Origin of the sequence: Pseudomonas sp. TTU2014-080ASC, assembly GCF_001446935.1 — a bacterium.
Lineage (GTDB): Bacteria > Pseudomonadota > Gammaproteobacteria > Pseudomonadales > Pseudomonadaceae > Aquipseudomonas.
This window is the reverse complement of record NZ_LKKK01000011.1, coordinates 742,383-757,454: the sequence shown is the minus strand read 5'-3', so window position 1 is coordinate 757,454 and position 15,072 is coordinate 742,383. Positions and strand designations below refer to the sequence as shown.

The following is a 15,072-nucleotide window of genomic DNA, read 5'->3' as shown; positions in this document are numbered from 1 at the left end:
AATGTAAGCGAAGCTAGTGCTAGAGAGCCTGCTGACACCGTTGAGCCGCTTTATAACAAGGGCTTTAAAAAAGTGTCAAGGAAGCACCCCGGCCTAATGCGTGCTAATTCGCTCCTTGGAATCAGACTCGCGTTTATCATCCTTTGCAACGATCGGAGCCGCATCAGGTAAAGGCTCCGGGGCGTATTGCAGCGCAATTTGCAGGACCTCGTCAATCCATTTAACCGGTTTAATCTGCAGGTCTTGCTTAATATTCTCGGGAATCTCCTTCAGATCACGCACATTTTCCTCAGGAATGATCACCGTCTTGATTCCGCCACGGTGTGCTGCCAGCAGTTTTTCCTTGAGCCCACCGATCGCCAGCACCTGCCCGCGCAGGGTGATCTCTCCGGTCATCGCCACATCTGCACGTACCGGAATCTGGGTCAAAGCCGACACCAATGCGGTGCACATACCAATGCCAGCGCTGGGGCCATCCTTCGGTGTAGCGCCTTCCGGCATGTGAATGTGCAGGTCCTGTTTTTCGTAGAAGTCGACTGGAATTCCCAAACTTTTGGCGCGACTTCGCACCACAGTTTGAGCAGCAGTGATCGACTCAAGCATCACGTCACCCAAGGAGCCAGTTTTGATTAACTGGCCTTTGCCCGGTACTACTACAGCCTCAATAGTCAGCAGCTCACCACCGACCTGAGTCCAGGCCAAACCTGTCACCTGACCGATCTGATCCTGCTGCTCGGCAAGTCCGTAGCGGTGTTTGCGCACGCCCAGGTAGTGCTCGAGTGCGTCCGCAACAACGCTTACGCTGAAGCGTTTTTTCCCCGTATTTTCTTTCACGACCTTGCGGCATACCTTGGCAATTTGACGCTCAAGACCACGCACCCCTGCCTCACGCGTGTAATAACGAATGATGTCGCGAATAGCGTCTTCCTCGAACGCCAGCTCAGAGGTTTTCAGACCATTAGCCTGAATCTGTTTTGGCACCAGATATTTCGTGGCGATGTTAATTTTCTCGGCCTCGGTGTAACCAGGCAGCCGAATAACCTCCATCCGGTCGAGCAGCGGACCTGGGATGTTCATCGAGTTCGAAGTGCAGAGGAACATCACGTCGGACAAATCGTAGTCAACTTCAAGGTAGTGGTCGTTGAAGTTGTGGTTCTGTTCCGGGTCGAGAACCTCAAGTAGCGCCGATGCAGGATCGCCCCGCATGTCCTGGCCCATTTTGTCGATTTCATCGAGCAAAAACAGAGGGTTACGCACTCCAACCTTGGTCATTTTCTGGATCAGGCGACCCGGCATTGAACCAATATAGGTGCGACGGTGACCTCGAATTTCTGCTTCGTCACGCACGCCACCCAAAGCCATACGTACAAACTTACGATTGGTCGCCGTTGCGATAGATTCCGCGAGTGAAGTCTTACCAACACCAGGCGGCCCTACGAGACACAGCACAGGCCCCTTAAGCTTCTTCACACGTTTCTGTACAGCGAGATACTCAAGAATACGTTCCTTGACCTCTTCCAGACCGTAGTGGTCGGCATCCAGCACCGCCTCAGCGCGTGCCAGATCCAGACGCACCTTGCTCTGAGCTTTCCATGGCACGTTAACGAGCCAGTCAATGTAAGAACGTACGACAGTGGCCTCAGCTGACATCGGAGACATTTGCTTGAGCTTATTCAGCTCGGCATTAGCCTTGTTCAATGCCTCTTCAGTCATACCTGCGTTGTCGATACGCTTTCTCAGCTCGTCGACTTCGTTGTGACCTTCTTCACCATCGCCGAGCTCCTTCTGAATGGCTTTCATTTGCTCATTCAAGTAGTACTCACGCTGGCTGCGCTCCATCTGCTTCTTGACACGACCACGGATACGCTTTTCGACCTGCAGCAGATCGATTTCCGCATCGAGCAGGGCCAGAACGTGTTCAACACGAGCGCTCAGATCCGTGATCTCGAGAATTTCCTGCTTCTGCTCAATCTTCAGCACCATATGCGCAGCCATGGTGTCGACCAGACGACTTGGCTCCTCAATGCCGTTGAGGGACGCCAGAACTTCAGCCGGTACCTTTTTGCCTAACTGAACATATTGCTCGAACTGGCTAAGCAGTGTGCGCGTGAAGACCTCCGCCTCACGCTCTGCAACGTCAGCTTCATCGATTAATTGCACTTCTGCCCGGCAATGGGTTTCAGCCTCAATGAAGCGCGCAATCTCGCCCCGCTGCTCACCTTCAACCAGCACCTTGACAGTACCATCCGGTAATTTGAGCAGCTGCAGAACAGTTGCGACCGTGCCCACACGGTACAGACCGTCTTCAGCCGGATCATCGTCAGCAGGATTCTTCTGAGCCAGCAGCAGGATCTGCTTCTCTCCCACCATCGCAGCCTCTAGAGCCTCAATAGACTTCTCGCGCCCGACAAATAACGGAATAACCATGTGCGGATAAACAACGACGTCACGCAGTGGCAACAGAGGCAATTCAAAGGTTGTTTTCATGATTTCGGCTCTACGGCGGCCATATGGCCGTAAACGATTGGGACTACCCTTACCTTTAAGATGGGGGCTGCCTACGCAAAAAACAAGCTTTGCCTTGGAAAAGAAAAAGGGGCCCGAAGGCCCCTTTAACTCACAGCTACGAGCCTATCAGGCGTCCGGGGACGCCTTGGCTGGCAACTCGCTGCTTTCGTAAATGCGGATAGGCTCGGATGTGCCATCGATTACGCTTTCATCGATAACAACCTTGCTTACACCTGTCTGAGACGGAATCTCGTACATGGTATCCAGCAGCACGCCCTCAAGGATGGAACGCAGGCCACGGGCACCAGTTTTGCGCTCAAGTGCCTTACGGGCAACTGAATTCAGCGCATCCGGGCGGAACTCCAGCTCCACACCTTCCATCTCGAACAGCTTGCCGTACTGCTTAGTCAGCGCATTCTTCGGTTCGGTAAGAATCTGCACCAAGGCAGCCTCATCCAGCTCATCGAGGGTGGCGATTACCGGCAGTCGACCAACAAACTCAGGGATCAGACCGAATTTAACCAAATCATCCGGTTCTACGGCGCGGAGAGATTCGCCAACCTTCTTACCCTCTTCCTTGCTACGAACTTCTGCGCCGAAGCCAATGCCACCTTTCGCGGAACGCCCCTGAATGACCTTCTCCAGGCCCGCAAACGCGCCACCACAGATAAACAGGATATTGCGCGTATCCACTTGCAGGAACTCCTGCTGCGGATGCTTGCGCCCACCTTGTGGCGGAACAGAGGCAACAGTGCCTTCGATCAGTTTCAGCAAAGCCTGCTGCACGCCCTCACCGGACACGTCACGGGTGATCGACGGATTGTCAGACTTGCGGGAAATCTTGTCGATTTCGTCGATGTAGACGATACCCATCTGGGCCTTCTCCACATCGTAATCACACTTCTGCAGCAACTTTTGGATGATGTTTTCAACATCCTCACCCACGTAACCGGCTTCAGTCAGGGTGGTTGCGTCAGCAATGGTGAACGGCACATTGAGCAGACGAGCCAGAGTCTCTGCCAGCAACGTCTTACCGGAACCAGTCGGACCAATCAGAAGAATGTTGCTCTTGCCGAGCTCCACTTCATCTTTCTTGTCGCGCTGATTCAGGCGCTTGTAATGGTTATAAACAGCGACAGCCAGAATCTTCTTGGCGCGCTCCTGACCAATTACATACTGATCAAGGATGCTGCTGATTTCCTTAGGTGCGGGCAATTTATGAGCATTGCTCTCGGTCTGTGCCTCCTGCACCTCCTCGCGGATGATGTCATTGCACAGGTCAACACACTCATCGCAGATAAAAACTGAGGGGCCCGCGATCAATTTGCGCACTTCATGTTGGCTCTTGCCACAGAAGGAGCAATAAAGCAGCTTGCCGTTATCCTCGCCGTTGCGGGTGTCAGTCATTCGTTCAATCCAATGCGGTAGGCTTAAAACACAAGATGGGGCTAAATCCGGGCATTTTCAAGGGTGTAAACCACTCACACTTGAATAAGCCCGGCTTTTACCGCCTTACACCGGAGTTAAACCGGCATTTGCCGCTTTTCATGAACGGCATCGACAATTCCATATTCCAGCGCACGAGTGGCGCTCATGAAGTTGTCACGGTTGGTGTCACGCTCGATAGTCTCGAGTGTTTGACCAGTATGCTGAGCCAGCAGCTCATTCAGACGCTGACGGATAAACAAGATTTCACGGGCGTGAATATCGATGTCAGATGCCTGCCCCTGAAAGCCGCCCAGCGGCTGGTGAATCATCACACGGGAATTCGGGAGGCAAAAACGCTTGCCTTTGGCACCACCGGACAGCAAGAAAGCGCCCATGCTGCAGGCCTGACCGATGCATGTGGTCGAAACGTCTGCCTTGATGAACTGCATGGTGTCATAGATCGCCATACCTGCAGTGACAGAACCACCCGGAGAGTTGATATAGAGATGGATATCCTTGTCCGGGTTCTCGGCTTCAAGGAACAGGAGCTGAGCGCAAATCAAGTTGGCCATGTAATCTTCAACCTGACCAACGAGGAAAATGACGCGTTCTTTCAGCAAGCGCGAGTAAATGTCGTAAGCGCGCTCACCGCGGGCTGACTGCTCAACCACCATGGGTACCAAGCCACCAGCGGCCTGGACTTCTGGTACCTGCGGGAAAATTGGATTGCGGTACATTCGGCACTCGCTCCCTAAGTAGTCATACATCAAATGCGCATAAGCCAGCACGAAGGCTGGCTTATGCGTGCTCTGACAAGCTAAAGAAATCAGTCAGCTTTTGGCGCTTCGGCCGGCTTCACTGCTTCTTCGTAAGAGACTGCTTTATCAGTCACTTTAGCCTTCTGCAAAACAGTATCTACAACTTGTTCTTCCAGCACAACAGAACGCACTTCGTTCAGTTGCTGGTCGTTTTTGTAGTACCAAGCTACAACTTGCTCAGGCTCCTGATAAGCGGAAGCCATTTCTTCGATCATCTCGCGAACGCGGGCGTCGTCTGGCTTCAGCTCGAACTGCTTAACTACTTCAGCAACCAGCAGGCCCAGAGATACACGGCGCTTGGCTTGCTCTTCGAACAGCTCGGCTGGCAGTTGATCCGGCTTGATGTTGCCGCCGAACTGCTGAACGGCCTGCACGCGCAGACGGTTTACTTCATTGGAGATCAACGCCTTCGGAGTGTCGATCGGGTTGGCAGCCAGCAGGCCGTCCATTACCTGATTTTTCACCTTGGACTTGATGGCCTGACGCAGCTCGCGCTCCATGTTCTTACGAACCTCGGCACGGAAGCCTTCAACGCCACCTTCTTTCACGCCGAACAGCGCAAAGAACTCGTCGTTCAGTTCTGGCAGTTGAGGTGCGGAAACACTGTTAACAGTAACAGTGAACTCAGCAGTTTTGCCTGCCAGGTCCAGGTTCTGGTAGTCAGCCGGGAAAGTTGGGTTGATGACGCGCTCTTCGCCCGCCTTAACGCCAACCAGGGCTTCTTCAAAGCCTGGGATCATGCGACCGGAGCCCAGAACCAACTGAGTACCCTTGGCGGAACCACCGGCGAACGCTTCACCGTCCAGTTTGCCAACGAAGTCGATGTTCAGCTGGTCGCCGTTTTCGGCAGCACGCTCAACAGCTTCAAAACGGGTGTTCTGCTTGCGCAGAATTTCCAGCATGTTATCGACATCAGAGTCGGCCACGTCGGCCTGCAGACGCTCGATAGCAATGGAGTCAAGGCCTTCAACCTTCACTTCCGGGAACACTTCAAAAGTAGCAACGTACTCCAGGTCCTTGCCCTTCTCGAAGGTCTTCGGCTCAACCGAAGGCGCGCCAGCCGGGTTCAGCTTCTGCTCAACAACGGCTTCGTAGAAGGTGGACTGAATCAGGTCGCCCAGAACTTCCTGGCGAGCGGAGTCTTCATAGCGCTGACGAATAACGCTCATCGGCACTTTACCAGGACGGAAGCCAGGAACTTTTGCACGACGGGCAGTCTGTTGCAGACGCTTGTTGACTTCTGTCTCAACGCGCTCAACAGGTACACCTACAGTCATGCGGCGTTCGAGGGAAGAAGTACTTTCAACGGAAACTTGCATGGATAATCCTCGTTGCACAGACATAAGCCGGCCGTTAATCGACCCCAATAATCAAGGGCATGCATTCTAGTGGCTGATTTTCAAGAAGTCACCCTGTAACAGGCGTCATTCAATGGTGAACAATGACAAGCCGATCAGGATCAGGTAAATCGCGCCTTTCAGGGCTATAGACGGGGTATTAATCGGGAGTCAAGCTCAACTTCTGTTGAGCCTCACAGCCCCATTTAGCGTGATTTTGTGCGCATCCTTGCACTTTAGTCTTCACCTAATCCCGGGTAACGCCGTATTGCCGCAGTTTGTTGGCGATGGTTGTATGCGAAACACCTAGCCGTTTACCTAGCAGTCGACTGCTGGGGTGCTCATGGAACAGGCTCTCCAAAACGGCCTTTTCGAATCGACCGACGATAGCTTCCAGGCTTCCATCCAATGAGAATGTGCCCAAAGGTTGCGGCGCGCCGTAATCAGGCAAGCGAATGTGCTCAGACTTAACGGTTCCACCCTCACAAAGCGACACAGCCTGAAACAATGCATTCTCCAGCTGACGGATATTGCCCGGCCAATGGTAGTGGCTGAGCTTTTCCAGCACCGCCGGATGCAGCTTTGGCAGCGGGCAGCCAATTTGTCGGCAGGCCTGATCAAGAAAGTGCTCGATTAACGGTAATAGCCCGTCCAAACATTCGCGCAGAGGCGGAATATGCAGACTGAGCACGTTCAGGCGGTGGTAAAGGTCCTGACGGAATTCCCCCCGGCTACACAACTCGGATAGATCGACTTGGGTGGCACAGATGACCCGCACATCCAGATAGACCTCCTCATCACTACCCACCCGCCGGAAGCAGCCATCCTGCAGAAAGCGCAGCAGTTTGGCCTGCAGACGCGGGCTCATCTCCCCGACACCATCCAGAAACAGCGTGCCGCCAGCGGTGAGCTCCAGCAGACCCAGCTTGCCTTCGGGGCGCGCACCTTCGAATGCACCTGGGCCGTAACCGAATAGTTCAGTTTCCGCCATGGACTCCGGCAAACCCGCGCAGTTGAGCGCCATAAACGGCGATTGCCCGCGTGGACTGGCCAAGTGGCAGGCACGAGCGAGCAGCTCTTTACCCGTTCCGGTTTCGCCCTCTATTAATAGAGGGGCGTCCAGCGGTGCCATTCGCCGCGCCTCCCGCACTACCGCTGCCATGCCCTTCGAACTTTGGAAGATGCTGTCAAAACCGCGCAACTCCTGCTTACGCACCTGATAGATACGCTCACCGACACGGTCCGCCCGATGCAGGGTCAGTACGGCCCCGGCAAGGGCCTCACTGTCTTCATGCTCGGTCTGCAGAGGCGCGATATCGACCAGAAAGACATCACCTTTGATTTTCACCCGCACCCCGTTGATACGCGCCTTGTTAGCCCGAACCAGTTCGGGCAGATCAAAATCTTCGGTGTAGCGCGACAGGGCAATTCCCGGCACTTCATCCACCCGCACGCCCAGGAGCTGAGCAGCACTGCGGTTGGCTGCCACGATGCTGCCGCCCATGTCCACGGACAGCACAGGAAAATCCAGAGCCCCCAGCAACGCGTTGAGTTCCAGATGCTTGCGCTCGCTGGGCATCAAGCCTACGCGCTTCACGCCAAACACACCGGCAATGTTCTCAATCTGAGGGCGCAGAGACTGTAATTGCATGTTGATCATGTTCGGGCAATGCATGTAAATCGCATTGCCCTGCTCGCCGCCGACTTCACCACGGGCCACGTTTACGCCGTAGCTCACCAGCAGTTCGAGAATGTCGCGAAGGATACCAATCCGGTTTTGGCAATGAATCTTGATACGCATGGAAAAGGCTCTTTTGAATTTGTTATGGGCCGCACGCTGCATAACGATGAACTCGGCTCAATTGCCCGTCAAGAATATGTGACGAAGAGCCGGAAGAAGATCTAAACGGGAGGCCATTCCCACCACCGCGTAAGGTTTACGTTACAAATAACTCCTTACATTCTCCCTTGGAAAGGTCGACTTCATGCCCATTGCAGCCTATGAAGGCGTATCACTGATGACATCACAACAACAAAACGCCGTTTGGAGGCGACGATGTCGACTACCCACTATCTGGCCCGCGAGCCTGATGCGGATGGCTTTATTCACTATCCCGAAGCCGAGCATGAGGTATGGCACACCCTAATCACCCGGCAGCTATCGGTGATTCAGGGTCGCGCTTGCGCTGAGTACTTAGATGGAATCGAACAACTCAACCTGCCCCACCAACGCATTCCGCAACTTGGCGAAATTAATCGTGTGCTACAGGCTAAAACGGGCTGGAGCGTAGCCCGGGTCCCAGCCCTAATTCCGTTTCAGACATTTTTTGAACTGCTGGCCACAAAGCAATTTCCCGTCGCGACCTTTATCCGCACGCCCGAGGATCTGGATTACCTACAGGAACCGGACATTTTTCATGAGATTTTCGGTCACTGCCCGTTGCTGACTAATCCGTGGTTTGCCAAATTCACCCACACCTACGGCAAACTGGGGCTCAAAGCCAGTAAAGAGGAGCGCGTGTATTTGGCTCGCCTGTACTGGATGACGATTGAGTTTGGCCTGATCGACACACCACAAGGCCGCAGAATCTATGGCGGAGGCATTCTGTCCTCACCCAAAGAGACACAATACTGCCTAAGCCACGAGCCTCAACACCTGCCGTTTGATGCCGTCGAAGCCATGCGCACACCTTATCGAATCGACATCCTGCAGCCGCTCTACTTCGTCTTGCCAGAGATGAAACGCCTGTATCAGCTTGCTCAAGAAGACATCATGGCGTTACTGCAACAAGCCCGACAGCTTGGGCTTCACCCGCCTAAATTCGCGCCCAAGGCGGCCTGATCCCACTGCCCTGTTATTCATAAGGAGAACATTCATGAGCCTTGCCCAAGCCCAATGCGAAGCCTGCCGCGCTGACGCCCCTAAAGTCTCCCCAGAAGAGCTGGCCGAGCTAATCCGCCACATTCCTGACTGGAACATTGAAGTGCGCGGCGACCACATGGAGCTTGAACGCGTGTTTCTGTTCAGGACCTTCCGTCACGCCCTGGCCTTCACCAACGCCGTGGCCGTCATTGCCGAAGAGGTCGGCCATCATCCAGCGCTGCTGACCGAATGGGGCAAAGTCACGGTTACCTGGTGGAGCCACGAGATGCGCGGACTACACCGTAACGACTTCATCATGGCCGCTCGTACCGACGAACTGGCGGCACAAGCTGAGGGCCGTAAGTGATGCACTTTCAAGGGGTTAAAACCGTACCCGGCGATCCGATCTTCGGCCTGCAAGAGCTGTATCACAACGATCCGGCACCGGGAAAAATGGAACTGGCGCTGGGCGTATATAAGGATGAGCACGGCAACACGCCGATTCTCAACAGCGTCAAACTTGCCGAACGCCACTTGCAGGAGCACGAGCGCAGCAAAAGCTACATCGGCAGCCATGGTGATCCGCTGTTTAATGAACTGATCACCCGCTTGGTGCTGGGCGATGACAGCCCACTCCTGGCTCAGCGCGCAGCAGCCACTCAAGCCCCGGGCGGCACCGGCGCACTGCGGCTGGCAGCTGACTTTATCGCTCACAACCTGCCGGGTCGCAGCATTTGGATCAGCGACCCCAGTTGGCCGATTCACCAGACGTTGTTTGCAGCCGCAGGCGTCCCCGTCAGGCATTACACCTATATTGGCGACACTAACCAGGTGGACATGGATGGCCTGATCGCCACCCTCAGCCAAGCCCCCAAAGGCGACGTCGTGCTGCTGCACGCCTGCTGCCACAACCCCAGCGGGTTCGACCTGACAGCACAAGAGTGGACGCGCCTGCTGGAGGTGATCAAACGCCGTGAACTGTTACCACTGCTCGACTTCGCCTATCAGGGGTTTGCTGAAGGTTTGGAGCAGGATGCTTTCGCTGGGCGCCTGTTTGCTGAACAGCTGCCAGAATTGCTGATCACCCACTCCTGCTCGAAAAACTTCGGCTTGTACCGCGAACGCACCGGGGCACTGATCGCCTGCGCGGCGACTGGCGAACAGCTTCAGGCGATTCGCAGCCAACTGGCTGTCGCCGCACGCAATCTGTGGTCCAACCCTCCCTCCCACGGAGCAGCCGTTGTCACACACATCCTGAGCAATCCGGCGTTACGCACCGAGTGGACGAGGGAGTTAGAAAGCATGCGTCAGCGCATCTTCGGCTTACGCCACGATTTGGTTGAGGCGCTTGCAGCGCATGACCTGCGCCAGCTCTTCGAACATATCACCCGTCAGCGAGGTATTTTCTCCTACACCGGCTTGAGCGCTGCGCAAGTAAAGCGCCTGCAAGACGAGTTCAGCATTTATATGGTCGGTCGCGGGCGCGCCAATATCACCGGTATTAACAGTGCACACATTGATCAACTGGCCAGCGCTATTGCCAGTGTCTGCGAGGAATAAGACTCGAACGCGTCAAAGGTACGCTGGGCTGCTCGCCTTGATCAGCTACTAGCCCAAACACGTACGGCGGCAGCCAGCCTGGCTAACCTGTCTGGCTGTCCACTTCACAGTTGATCAGCCAGGAGATGCCAAACTTATCCGTCAACACCGCAAAGCGAGTCGCCCAGAATGTCTGTTGCAAGGGCATCACCACCTGACCGCCAGCCGACAACTCGGAAAACAGGCGCTCTGCCTCGGGCACATTGCCGACCTGCAAGCAGATTGAGCAGCCCTTAACCCCCTCGTAGGGCTCACCGGGAAATGTATCGGATGCCATCAACACCATATCCCCTGAGGTCAGCGACACGTGCATAACCCGCCGGTGGATTTCCTCAGGAAAATTATTCGCCTCCGGACTATCGGCAAAACGCATCAATTCCAGCTTTCCGCCCAATACCTGAGCATAAAAGGTGAAAGCCTCTTCACTGTTGCCGTCAAAGTTCAGATAGGGATTTAGCTTCATCACTACGCCTCCTTCGCACATGGAAGACCGAGCTGAGCACGCCTTCACGTACCCTGCCGGCGTAACTCAGGAGTGAATTCAGCAGCAAAATCATCCACCCCAAACAACTGGCCTATCTCAGTATCACTGCCAGCAGACATTCGACTGGGAGCCCTGAACCACTCGATACAGGCCCGCAACGGGTCGACCTGAAAACCCCAGGACCCTGCAACCTGCTCTGGCGCTTTAGCAAGCGGCCTCAAACTGTGCGGGCGCGGCGTAACGGACCGGGTATGACCCGAGTCCATAACCTAACCGAACAAATGGCATTAGCGTCCATCCCGGGATGAAAGGTCGATGAGCGACTTTCCTGAATTCAAGTGTGCGGAATCAGCCCTAGAAACTAACCTTACCGCGACCTGCTTTGATTTCCCCGCGTTTGCTCTTACCGTCCAGGCGGCGTTTTTTGGAGCCCAGCGTAGGCTTGGTTGGACGGCGCGCTTTCTCAGTTTTAGCCGCAGCCTTGATCAGCTCCACCAGCCGCTCCAGCGCATCCGCGCGGTTCTGCTCCTGGGTCCGGTACTGCTGCGCCTTGATAATGATCACTCCATCGCTGGTGATACGGTTATCGCGCCACACCAGCAGGCGCTCCTTATAGAAAGGCGGCAGCGATGAGGCCTGACTATCAAAGCGCAAATGCACCGCACTAGAGACCTTGTTGACGTTCTGACCACCAGCGCCCTGAGCCCGGATGGCGGTTAGCTCGATTTCGTCGTCAGGTAAGTGGACGCTATTGGAGATCAGCAACATAGATAAACATCGGCTCAGAACAAGGATGGCAAGGATACTCTGCCTAGTCCCTGCTCGCAGGCTTTACCCCTTAAGGCGCGACAAAGGCGCACAGGCAAAGTCTGTTTGCCCAACACTAAAAGCCGCTAATAAATACATAACCCATTGATTTATATCGATATAAATTAAACACGAAGCGCTCTTAAAATCATCTGATACGGTTTTTATTTGAAAACCTGCTTCTGTTTTCAGAACACCACTGCGCCGATCATTCGCCCCGCCTGAACCAGCCCAGAGGGGGCGCACACCGTGACCGACCGCATTCCGGCGAAGATCGTTGAAACCATCGACCCACGCCAACCCATTCGCCTGACACCATCACAAGCAGGCGGCACCATTCACACCCGCAGTTTTACCGGACTGTTCCGCAACTTACGGCTGTACGGAGCGGGGGCGCTGATGCTGCTGTATTTCGGCACCGTCTGGCTGGACTGGGGCGATCGTCAGGCGGTGCTCTGGGATTTGCTGGGTAGTCAGTTTCACATCTTTGGCGCAACCTTCTGGCCACAAGACTTCATTCTGCTTTCTGCCCTACTGATCATTTGCGCCTTTGGCCTGTTTTTTATCACTAAAGTTGCCGGCCGCGTCTGGTGCGGCTACAGCTGCCCTCAGAGTGTCTGGACTTGGATTTTCATGTGGGCCGAGAAAGTTACTGAGGGCGAGCGCAACCAGCGCATCAAACTGGACGCTGCCCCTTGGTCAGCAAATAAAGTGCTTCGGCGCGTGAGTAAACACACGCTATGGCTGGCGATCAGCTTTATCACCGGCCTTACGTTTGTCGGCTACTTCACCCCGATCAAACCACTAGTCACCGATTTACTGACCTTGGAAGCTGGCGCCACCAGTGTTTTCTGGATCGTCTTTTTCACCGCTGCCACCTACATGAACGCTGGTTTTATTCGGGAAAAGGTATGCGTGCACATGTGCCCGTACTCCCGTTTCCAGAGCGTGATGTTTGACGACAGCACCCTACTGGTCAGCTACGACAGCAAGCGTGGCGAAGGCCGTGGCGCACGAAAAAAAGGTGCCGATTACCGTGCCGAGGGCCTGGGTGACTGTATCGACTGCACCCTCTGCGTGCAGGTCTGCCCAACCGGGATCGATATTCGCGACGGCCTGCAAATTGACTGCATCAGTTGCGGTGCCTGCATCGACGCCTGCGACAGCGTCATGGACAAAATGGGTTATGAGCGCGGTTTGGTCCGCTACACCTCCGACAAGGCTATGGCAGGCGGTAAAACCAATTGGTTACGCCCGCAACTGCTCGGCTACGCTGCCATGTTGTTGCTGATGATTGCAGCACTGGTCTGGGCTCTGCAGACTCGATCACTGGTATCGCTGGATATCCATAAAGACAGAAGCATGTACCGGGAAAATAGCGTAGGTCAGATCGAAAACATCTACCGCTTGAAGATCATCAACAAGTCGCAAACCACTCAGCATTACCTGGTCTCAGTATCAAGTGATGCACAACTTAAGCTCAACGAGCACCCAGTGATTACCGTAGCAGCCGGGGAGATGCTGGATGTACCGGTTAGCGTTGCGATGCTTAGTGCCCGTGCACCCAGCACATCCGAGCCGCTGACCTTTGAATTGGTTGCCGTAGACGATGCGAGCATCCACGTCAGCGCCGACAGCACCTTCGTTTCACCTCGTAATCGCTGAGTTCGGTCGCATGCCCGCCAGCCAGCCAGTAAAGTACGCAACCTTACCCACCGCAGCGCTCAATCAGGACAAGATGAAACGCTACGAAAAGTTTGCAGACGACATCGCCGAACTGATCCGCACAGGCGTACTGGCTGCCGGCGAGCGCGTGCCCTCGGTGCGCCACGCCAGCCGCACCTACGGCGTCAGCCCATCTACGGTTTTCCAGGCGTACTACCTGCTGGAAAGCCGGGGGCTGATCGTCGCCCGCGAGCGCTCTGGCTACTTTGTTCGTGAACACGCACAACAGCCGCTGCATGAACCTGAAATCAGCAGTAAACAAGCCCAAACCAGCGATGTAGATGTCAGCGAGCTGGTGTTCTCCGTGCTCGGCTCACTGAAAGACCCAGATACCGTGCCGTTTGGTTCAGCCTTTCCGAGCCCGGATTTATTCCCCCTCGCCCGCCTCGGTCGCTCCATGGCCCACAGCCTGCGTGATATGCAGCCGCAAGCCGTGATTGCCGACATGACCGAAGGTAATCCTGACCTGCGCAGACAAATTGCCCTGCGCTATATGGTCAGCGGAGTCATGTTGCCTCTGGAAGAGTTGGTGATCACTAACGGAGCAATGGAGGCGCTGAACCTCTGCCTGCAATGCGTTACAGAACCAGGGGATCTTGTCGCCATTGAGGCGCCTGCTTTCTACGCTTGCCTGCAAGTATTGGAGCGACTGAAGCTCAAAGCAGTTGAGATACCCGTCCATCCTCGCGAAGGCATTGATTTGGATAGCTTGGCCGACAGCCTGAAACGCCTGCCAATCAAAGCCTGTTGGTTTATGAGCAGCTTGCAGAATCCGTTAGGCGCAAGCATGAGTGACGACAAAAAACGCGCCCTATGTGACCTGCTGCAACAGCATCAGGTGCCAATGATTGAGGACGATGTTTACGCTGAGCTGTACTTCGGCAACCAGCCGCCCAAGCCGGTAAAGAGCTTCGACCGGGACGGACTGGTGATGCACTGCGGATCGTTCTCCAAATGCCTCGCGCCGGGCTATCGGGTTGGCTGGGTGGCAGCCGGACGCTATGCCGAGCATGTCACCCGACTGAAGCTAATGACGACGATTTCACCCTCAGTTCCGGCACAAGCCGCCATTGCCGATTACCTGCAACATGGCGGCTATGACCGCCATCTGCGCAAACTGCGCCACGAGCTAGAGGCGCAGCAGGCCTCGATGCTGGCCTCCGCTGCTCGACATTTCCCGGCGCAAACCAAAGTCACTCGCCCTGCCGGTGGCTACTTCCTGTGGTTTGAGTTTCCTGAACAGGTGGATTCACTCAAGCTGTTCCAGCTGGCCCTCGCCCAAGGCATCAGCCTGGCACCGGGGCCGATTTTCTCCGCCACCCGCCGCTTTGGTAACTGCGCCCGCCTCAACTCCGGCCATCCCTGGAGCGCCCGGAGTGAACAGGCAATGGCGGTATTGGGGCGCATCATTGCATCGTTCTGAGCGCTGAAATGTTCCCTTGAAATTTCACCAAGCACGGCGTTGCAGGGTCAGATAAGTTAGCCGCCTGGTTATTCAGGGAT

General features: G+C 55.1%; 12 protein-coding genes. 5 read left to right on the top strand and 7 right to left on the bottom strand.

Annotation, left to right across the window (positions count from 1 at the left end):
* Nucleotides 1-93 precede the first annotated feature (93 nt).
* From lon to AO726_RS13905, 5 genes are all read right to left on the bottom strand, one after another.
* On the bottom strand, nucleotides 94-2,487 hold the full coding sequence (lon, locus tag AO726_RS13925) for an endopeptidase La (RefSeq protein WP_058068660.1): 2,394 nt from the start codon (nucleotides 2,485-2,487) through the stop codon (nucleotides 94-96).
* A 147-nt stretch (nucleotides 2,488-2,634) separates the two neighbouring features.
* On the bottom strand, nucleotides 2,635-3,915 hold the full coding sequence (gene clpX / locus AO726_RS13920) for an ATP-dependent Clp protease ATP-binding subunit ClpX (protein WP_058068659.1): 1,281 nt from the start codon (nucleotides 3,913-3,915) through the stop codon (nucleotides 2,635-2,637).
* 116 nt (nucleotides 3,916-4,031) lie between these two features.
* Nucleotides 4,032-4,673: an ATP-dependent Clp endopeptidase proteolytic subunit ClpP gene (gene clpP / locus AO726_RS13915; RefSeq protein ID WP_058068658.1), complete on the bottom strand. Its 642-nt coding sequence runs from the start codon at nucleotides 4,671-4,673 to the stop codon at nucleotides 4,032-4,034.
* 89 nt (nucleotides 4,674-4,762) lie between these two features.
* Nucleotides 4,763-6,073, bottom strand: a complete 1,311-nt coding sequence (gene tig / locus AO726_RS13910; RefSeq protein WP_058068657.1) for a trigger factor — start codon at nucleotides 6,071-6,073, stop codon at nucleotides 4,763-4,765.
* A 265-nt stretch (nucleotides 6,074-6,338) separates the two neighbouring features.
* A complete protein-coding gene (locus AO726_RS13905) occupies nucleotides 6,339-7,892 on the bottom strand; it encodes a sigma-54-dependent transcriptional regulator (protein WP_058068844.1) in 1,554 nt (517 codons plus the stop codon).
* Between the two features lie 222 nt (nucleotides 7,893-8,114).
* Between AO726_RS13905 and phhA the strand changes: the two genes are divergently transcribed.
* Genes phhA through AO726_RS13890 form a run of 3 tightly spaced genes read left to right on the top strand, consistent with a single transcriptional unit; the run spans nucleotide 8,115 to nucleotide 10,514 of the window.
* On the top strand, nucleotides 8,115-8,933 hold the full coding sequence (gene phhA / locus AO726_RS13900) for a phenylalanine 4-monooxygenase (protein WP_342633123.1): 819 nt from the start codon (nucleotides 8,115-8,117) through the stop codon (nucleotides 8,931-8,933).
* 34 nt (nucleotides 8,934-8,967) lie between these two features.
* Nucleotides 8,968-9,321 (top strand): 4a-hydroxytetrahydrobiopterin dehydratase, encoded by a 354-nt coding sequence (locus AO726_RS13895; RefSeq protein ID WP_058068655.1) that lies wholly within the window; start codon nucleotides 8,968-8,970, stop codon nucleotides 9,319-9,321.
* Nucleotides 9,321-10,514: an amino acid aminotransferase gene (locus tag AO726_RS13890; RefSeq protein WP_058068654.1), complete on the top strand. Its 1,194-nt coding sequence runs from the start codon at nucleotides 9,321-9,323 to the stop codon at nucleotides 10,512-10,514. The genes AO726_RS13895 and AO726_RS13890 overlap by 1 nt, the downstream gene beginning before the upstream one ends.
* Nucleotides 10,515-10,596: 82 nt before the next feature.
* Here the strand turns inward: AO726_RS13890 and AO726_RS13885 are convergent, their stop codons facing one another.
* Both AO726_RS13885 and arfB read right to left on the bottom strand, forming a co-directional pair.
* The gene (locus AO726_RS13885; protein WP_058068653.1) at nucleotides 10,597-11,016 is read right to left on the bottom strand and encodes a VOC family protein; all 420 of its coding nucleotides are present in this window, start codon (nucleotides 11,014-11,016) and stop codon (nucleotides 10,597-10,599) included.
* 375 nt (nucleotides 11,017-11,391) lie between these two features.
* Nucleotides 11,392-11,805, bottom strand: a complete 414-nt coding sequence (gene arfB / locus AO726_RS13880) for an alternative ribosome rescue aminoacyl-tRNA hydrolase ArfB (RefSeq protein WP_058068652.1) — start codon at nucleotides 11,803-11,805, stop codon at nucleotides 11,392-11,394.
* Nucleotides 11,806-12,093: 288 nt separating this feature from the next.
* Here arfB and ccoG point away from each other — a divergent pair, with 288 nt between their 5' ends.
* Both ccoG and mapR read left to right on the top strand, forming a co-directional pair.
* A complete protein-coding gene (gene ccoG / locus AO726_RS13875; protein WP_058068651.1) occupies nucleotides 12,094-13,509 on the top strand; it encodes a cytochrome c oxidase accessory protein CcoG in 1,416 nt (471 codons plus the stop codon).
* Between the two features lie 73 nt (nucleotides 13,510-13,582).
* Nucleotides 13,583-14,992: a GntR family transcriptional regulator MpaR gene (mapR, locus tag AO726_RS13870; RefSeq protein WP_058068843.1), complete on the top strand. Its 1,410-nt coding sequence runs from the start codon at nucleotides 13,583-13,585 to the stop codon at nucleotides 14,990-14,992.
* The last annotated feature ends 80 nt before the right edge of the window (nucleotides 14,993-15,072 follow it).

Excerpts from the sequence above, each read along its gene's own strand:
- lon (WP_058068660.1), bottom strand. The coding sequence starts at position 2,487 with ATGAAAACAACCTTTGAATTGCCTCTGTTGCCACTGCGTGACGTCGTT.
- clpX (WP_058068659.1), bottom strand. The coding sequence starts at position 3,915 with ATGACTGACACCCGCAACGGCGAGGATAACGGCAAGCTGCTTTATTGC.
- clpP (WP_058068658.1), bottom strand. The coding sequence starts at position 4,673 with ATGTACCGCAATCCAATTTTCCCGCAGGTACCAGAAGTCCAGGCCGCT.
- tig (WP_058068657.1), bottom strand. The coding sequence starts at position 6,073 with ATGCAAGTTTCCGTTGAAAGTACTTCTTCCCTCGAACGCCGCATGACT.
- AO726_RS13905 (WP_058068844.1), bottom strand. The coding sequence starts at position 7,892 with ATGCGTATCAAGATTCATTGCCAAAACCGGATTGGTATCCTTCGCGAC.
- AO726_RS13895 (WP_058068655.1), top strand. The coding sequence starts at position 8,968 with ATGAGCCTTGCCCAAGCCCAATGCGAAGCCTGCCGCGCTGACGCCCCT.
- AO726_RS13890 (WP_058068654.1), top strand. The coding sequence starts at position 9,321 with ATGCACTTTCAAGGGGTTAAAACCGTACCCGGCGATCCGATCTTCGGC.
- AO726_RS13885 (WP_058068653.1), bottom strand. The coding sequence starts at position 11,016 with ATGAAGCTAAATCCCTATCTGAACTTTGACGGCAACAGTGAAGAGGCT.
- arfB (WP_058068652.1), bottom strand. The coding sequence starts at position 11,805 with ATGTTGCTGATCTCCAATAGCGTCCACTTACCTGACGACGAAATCGAG.
- mapR (WP_058068843.1), top strand. The coding sequence starts at position 13,583 with ATGAAACGCTACGAAAAGTTTGCAGACGACATCGCCGAACTGATCCGC.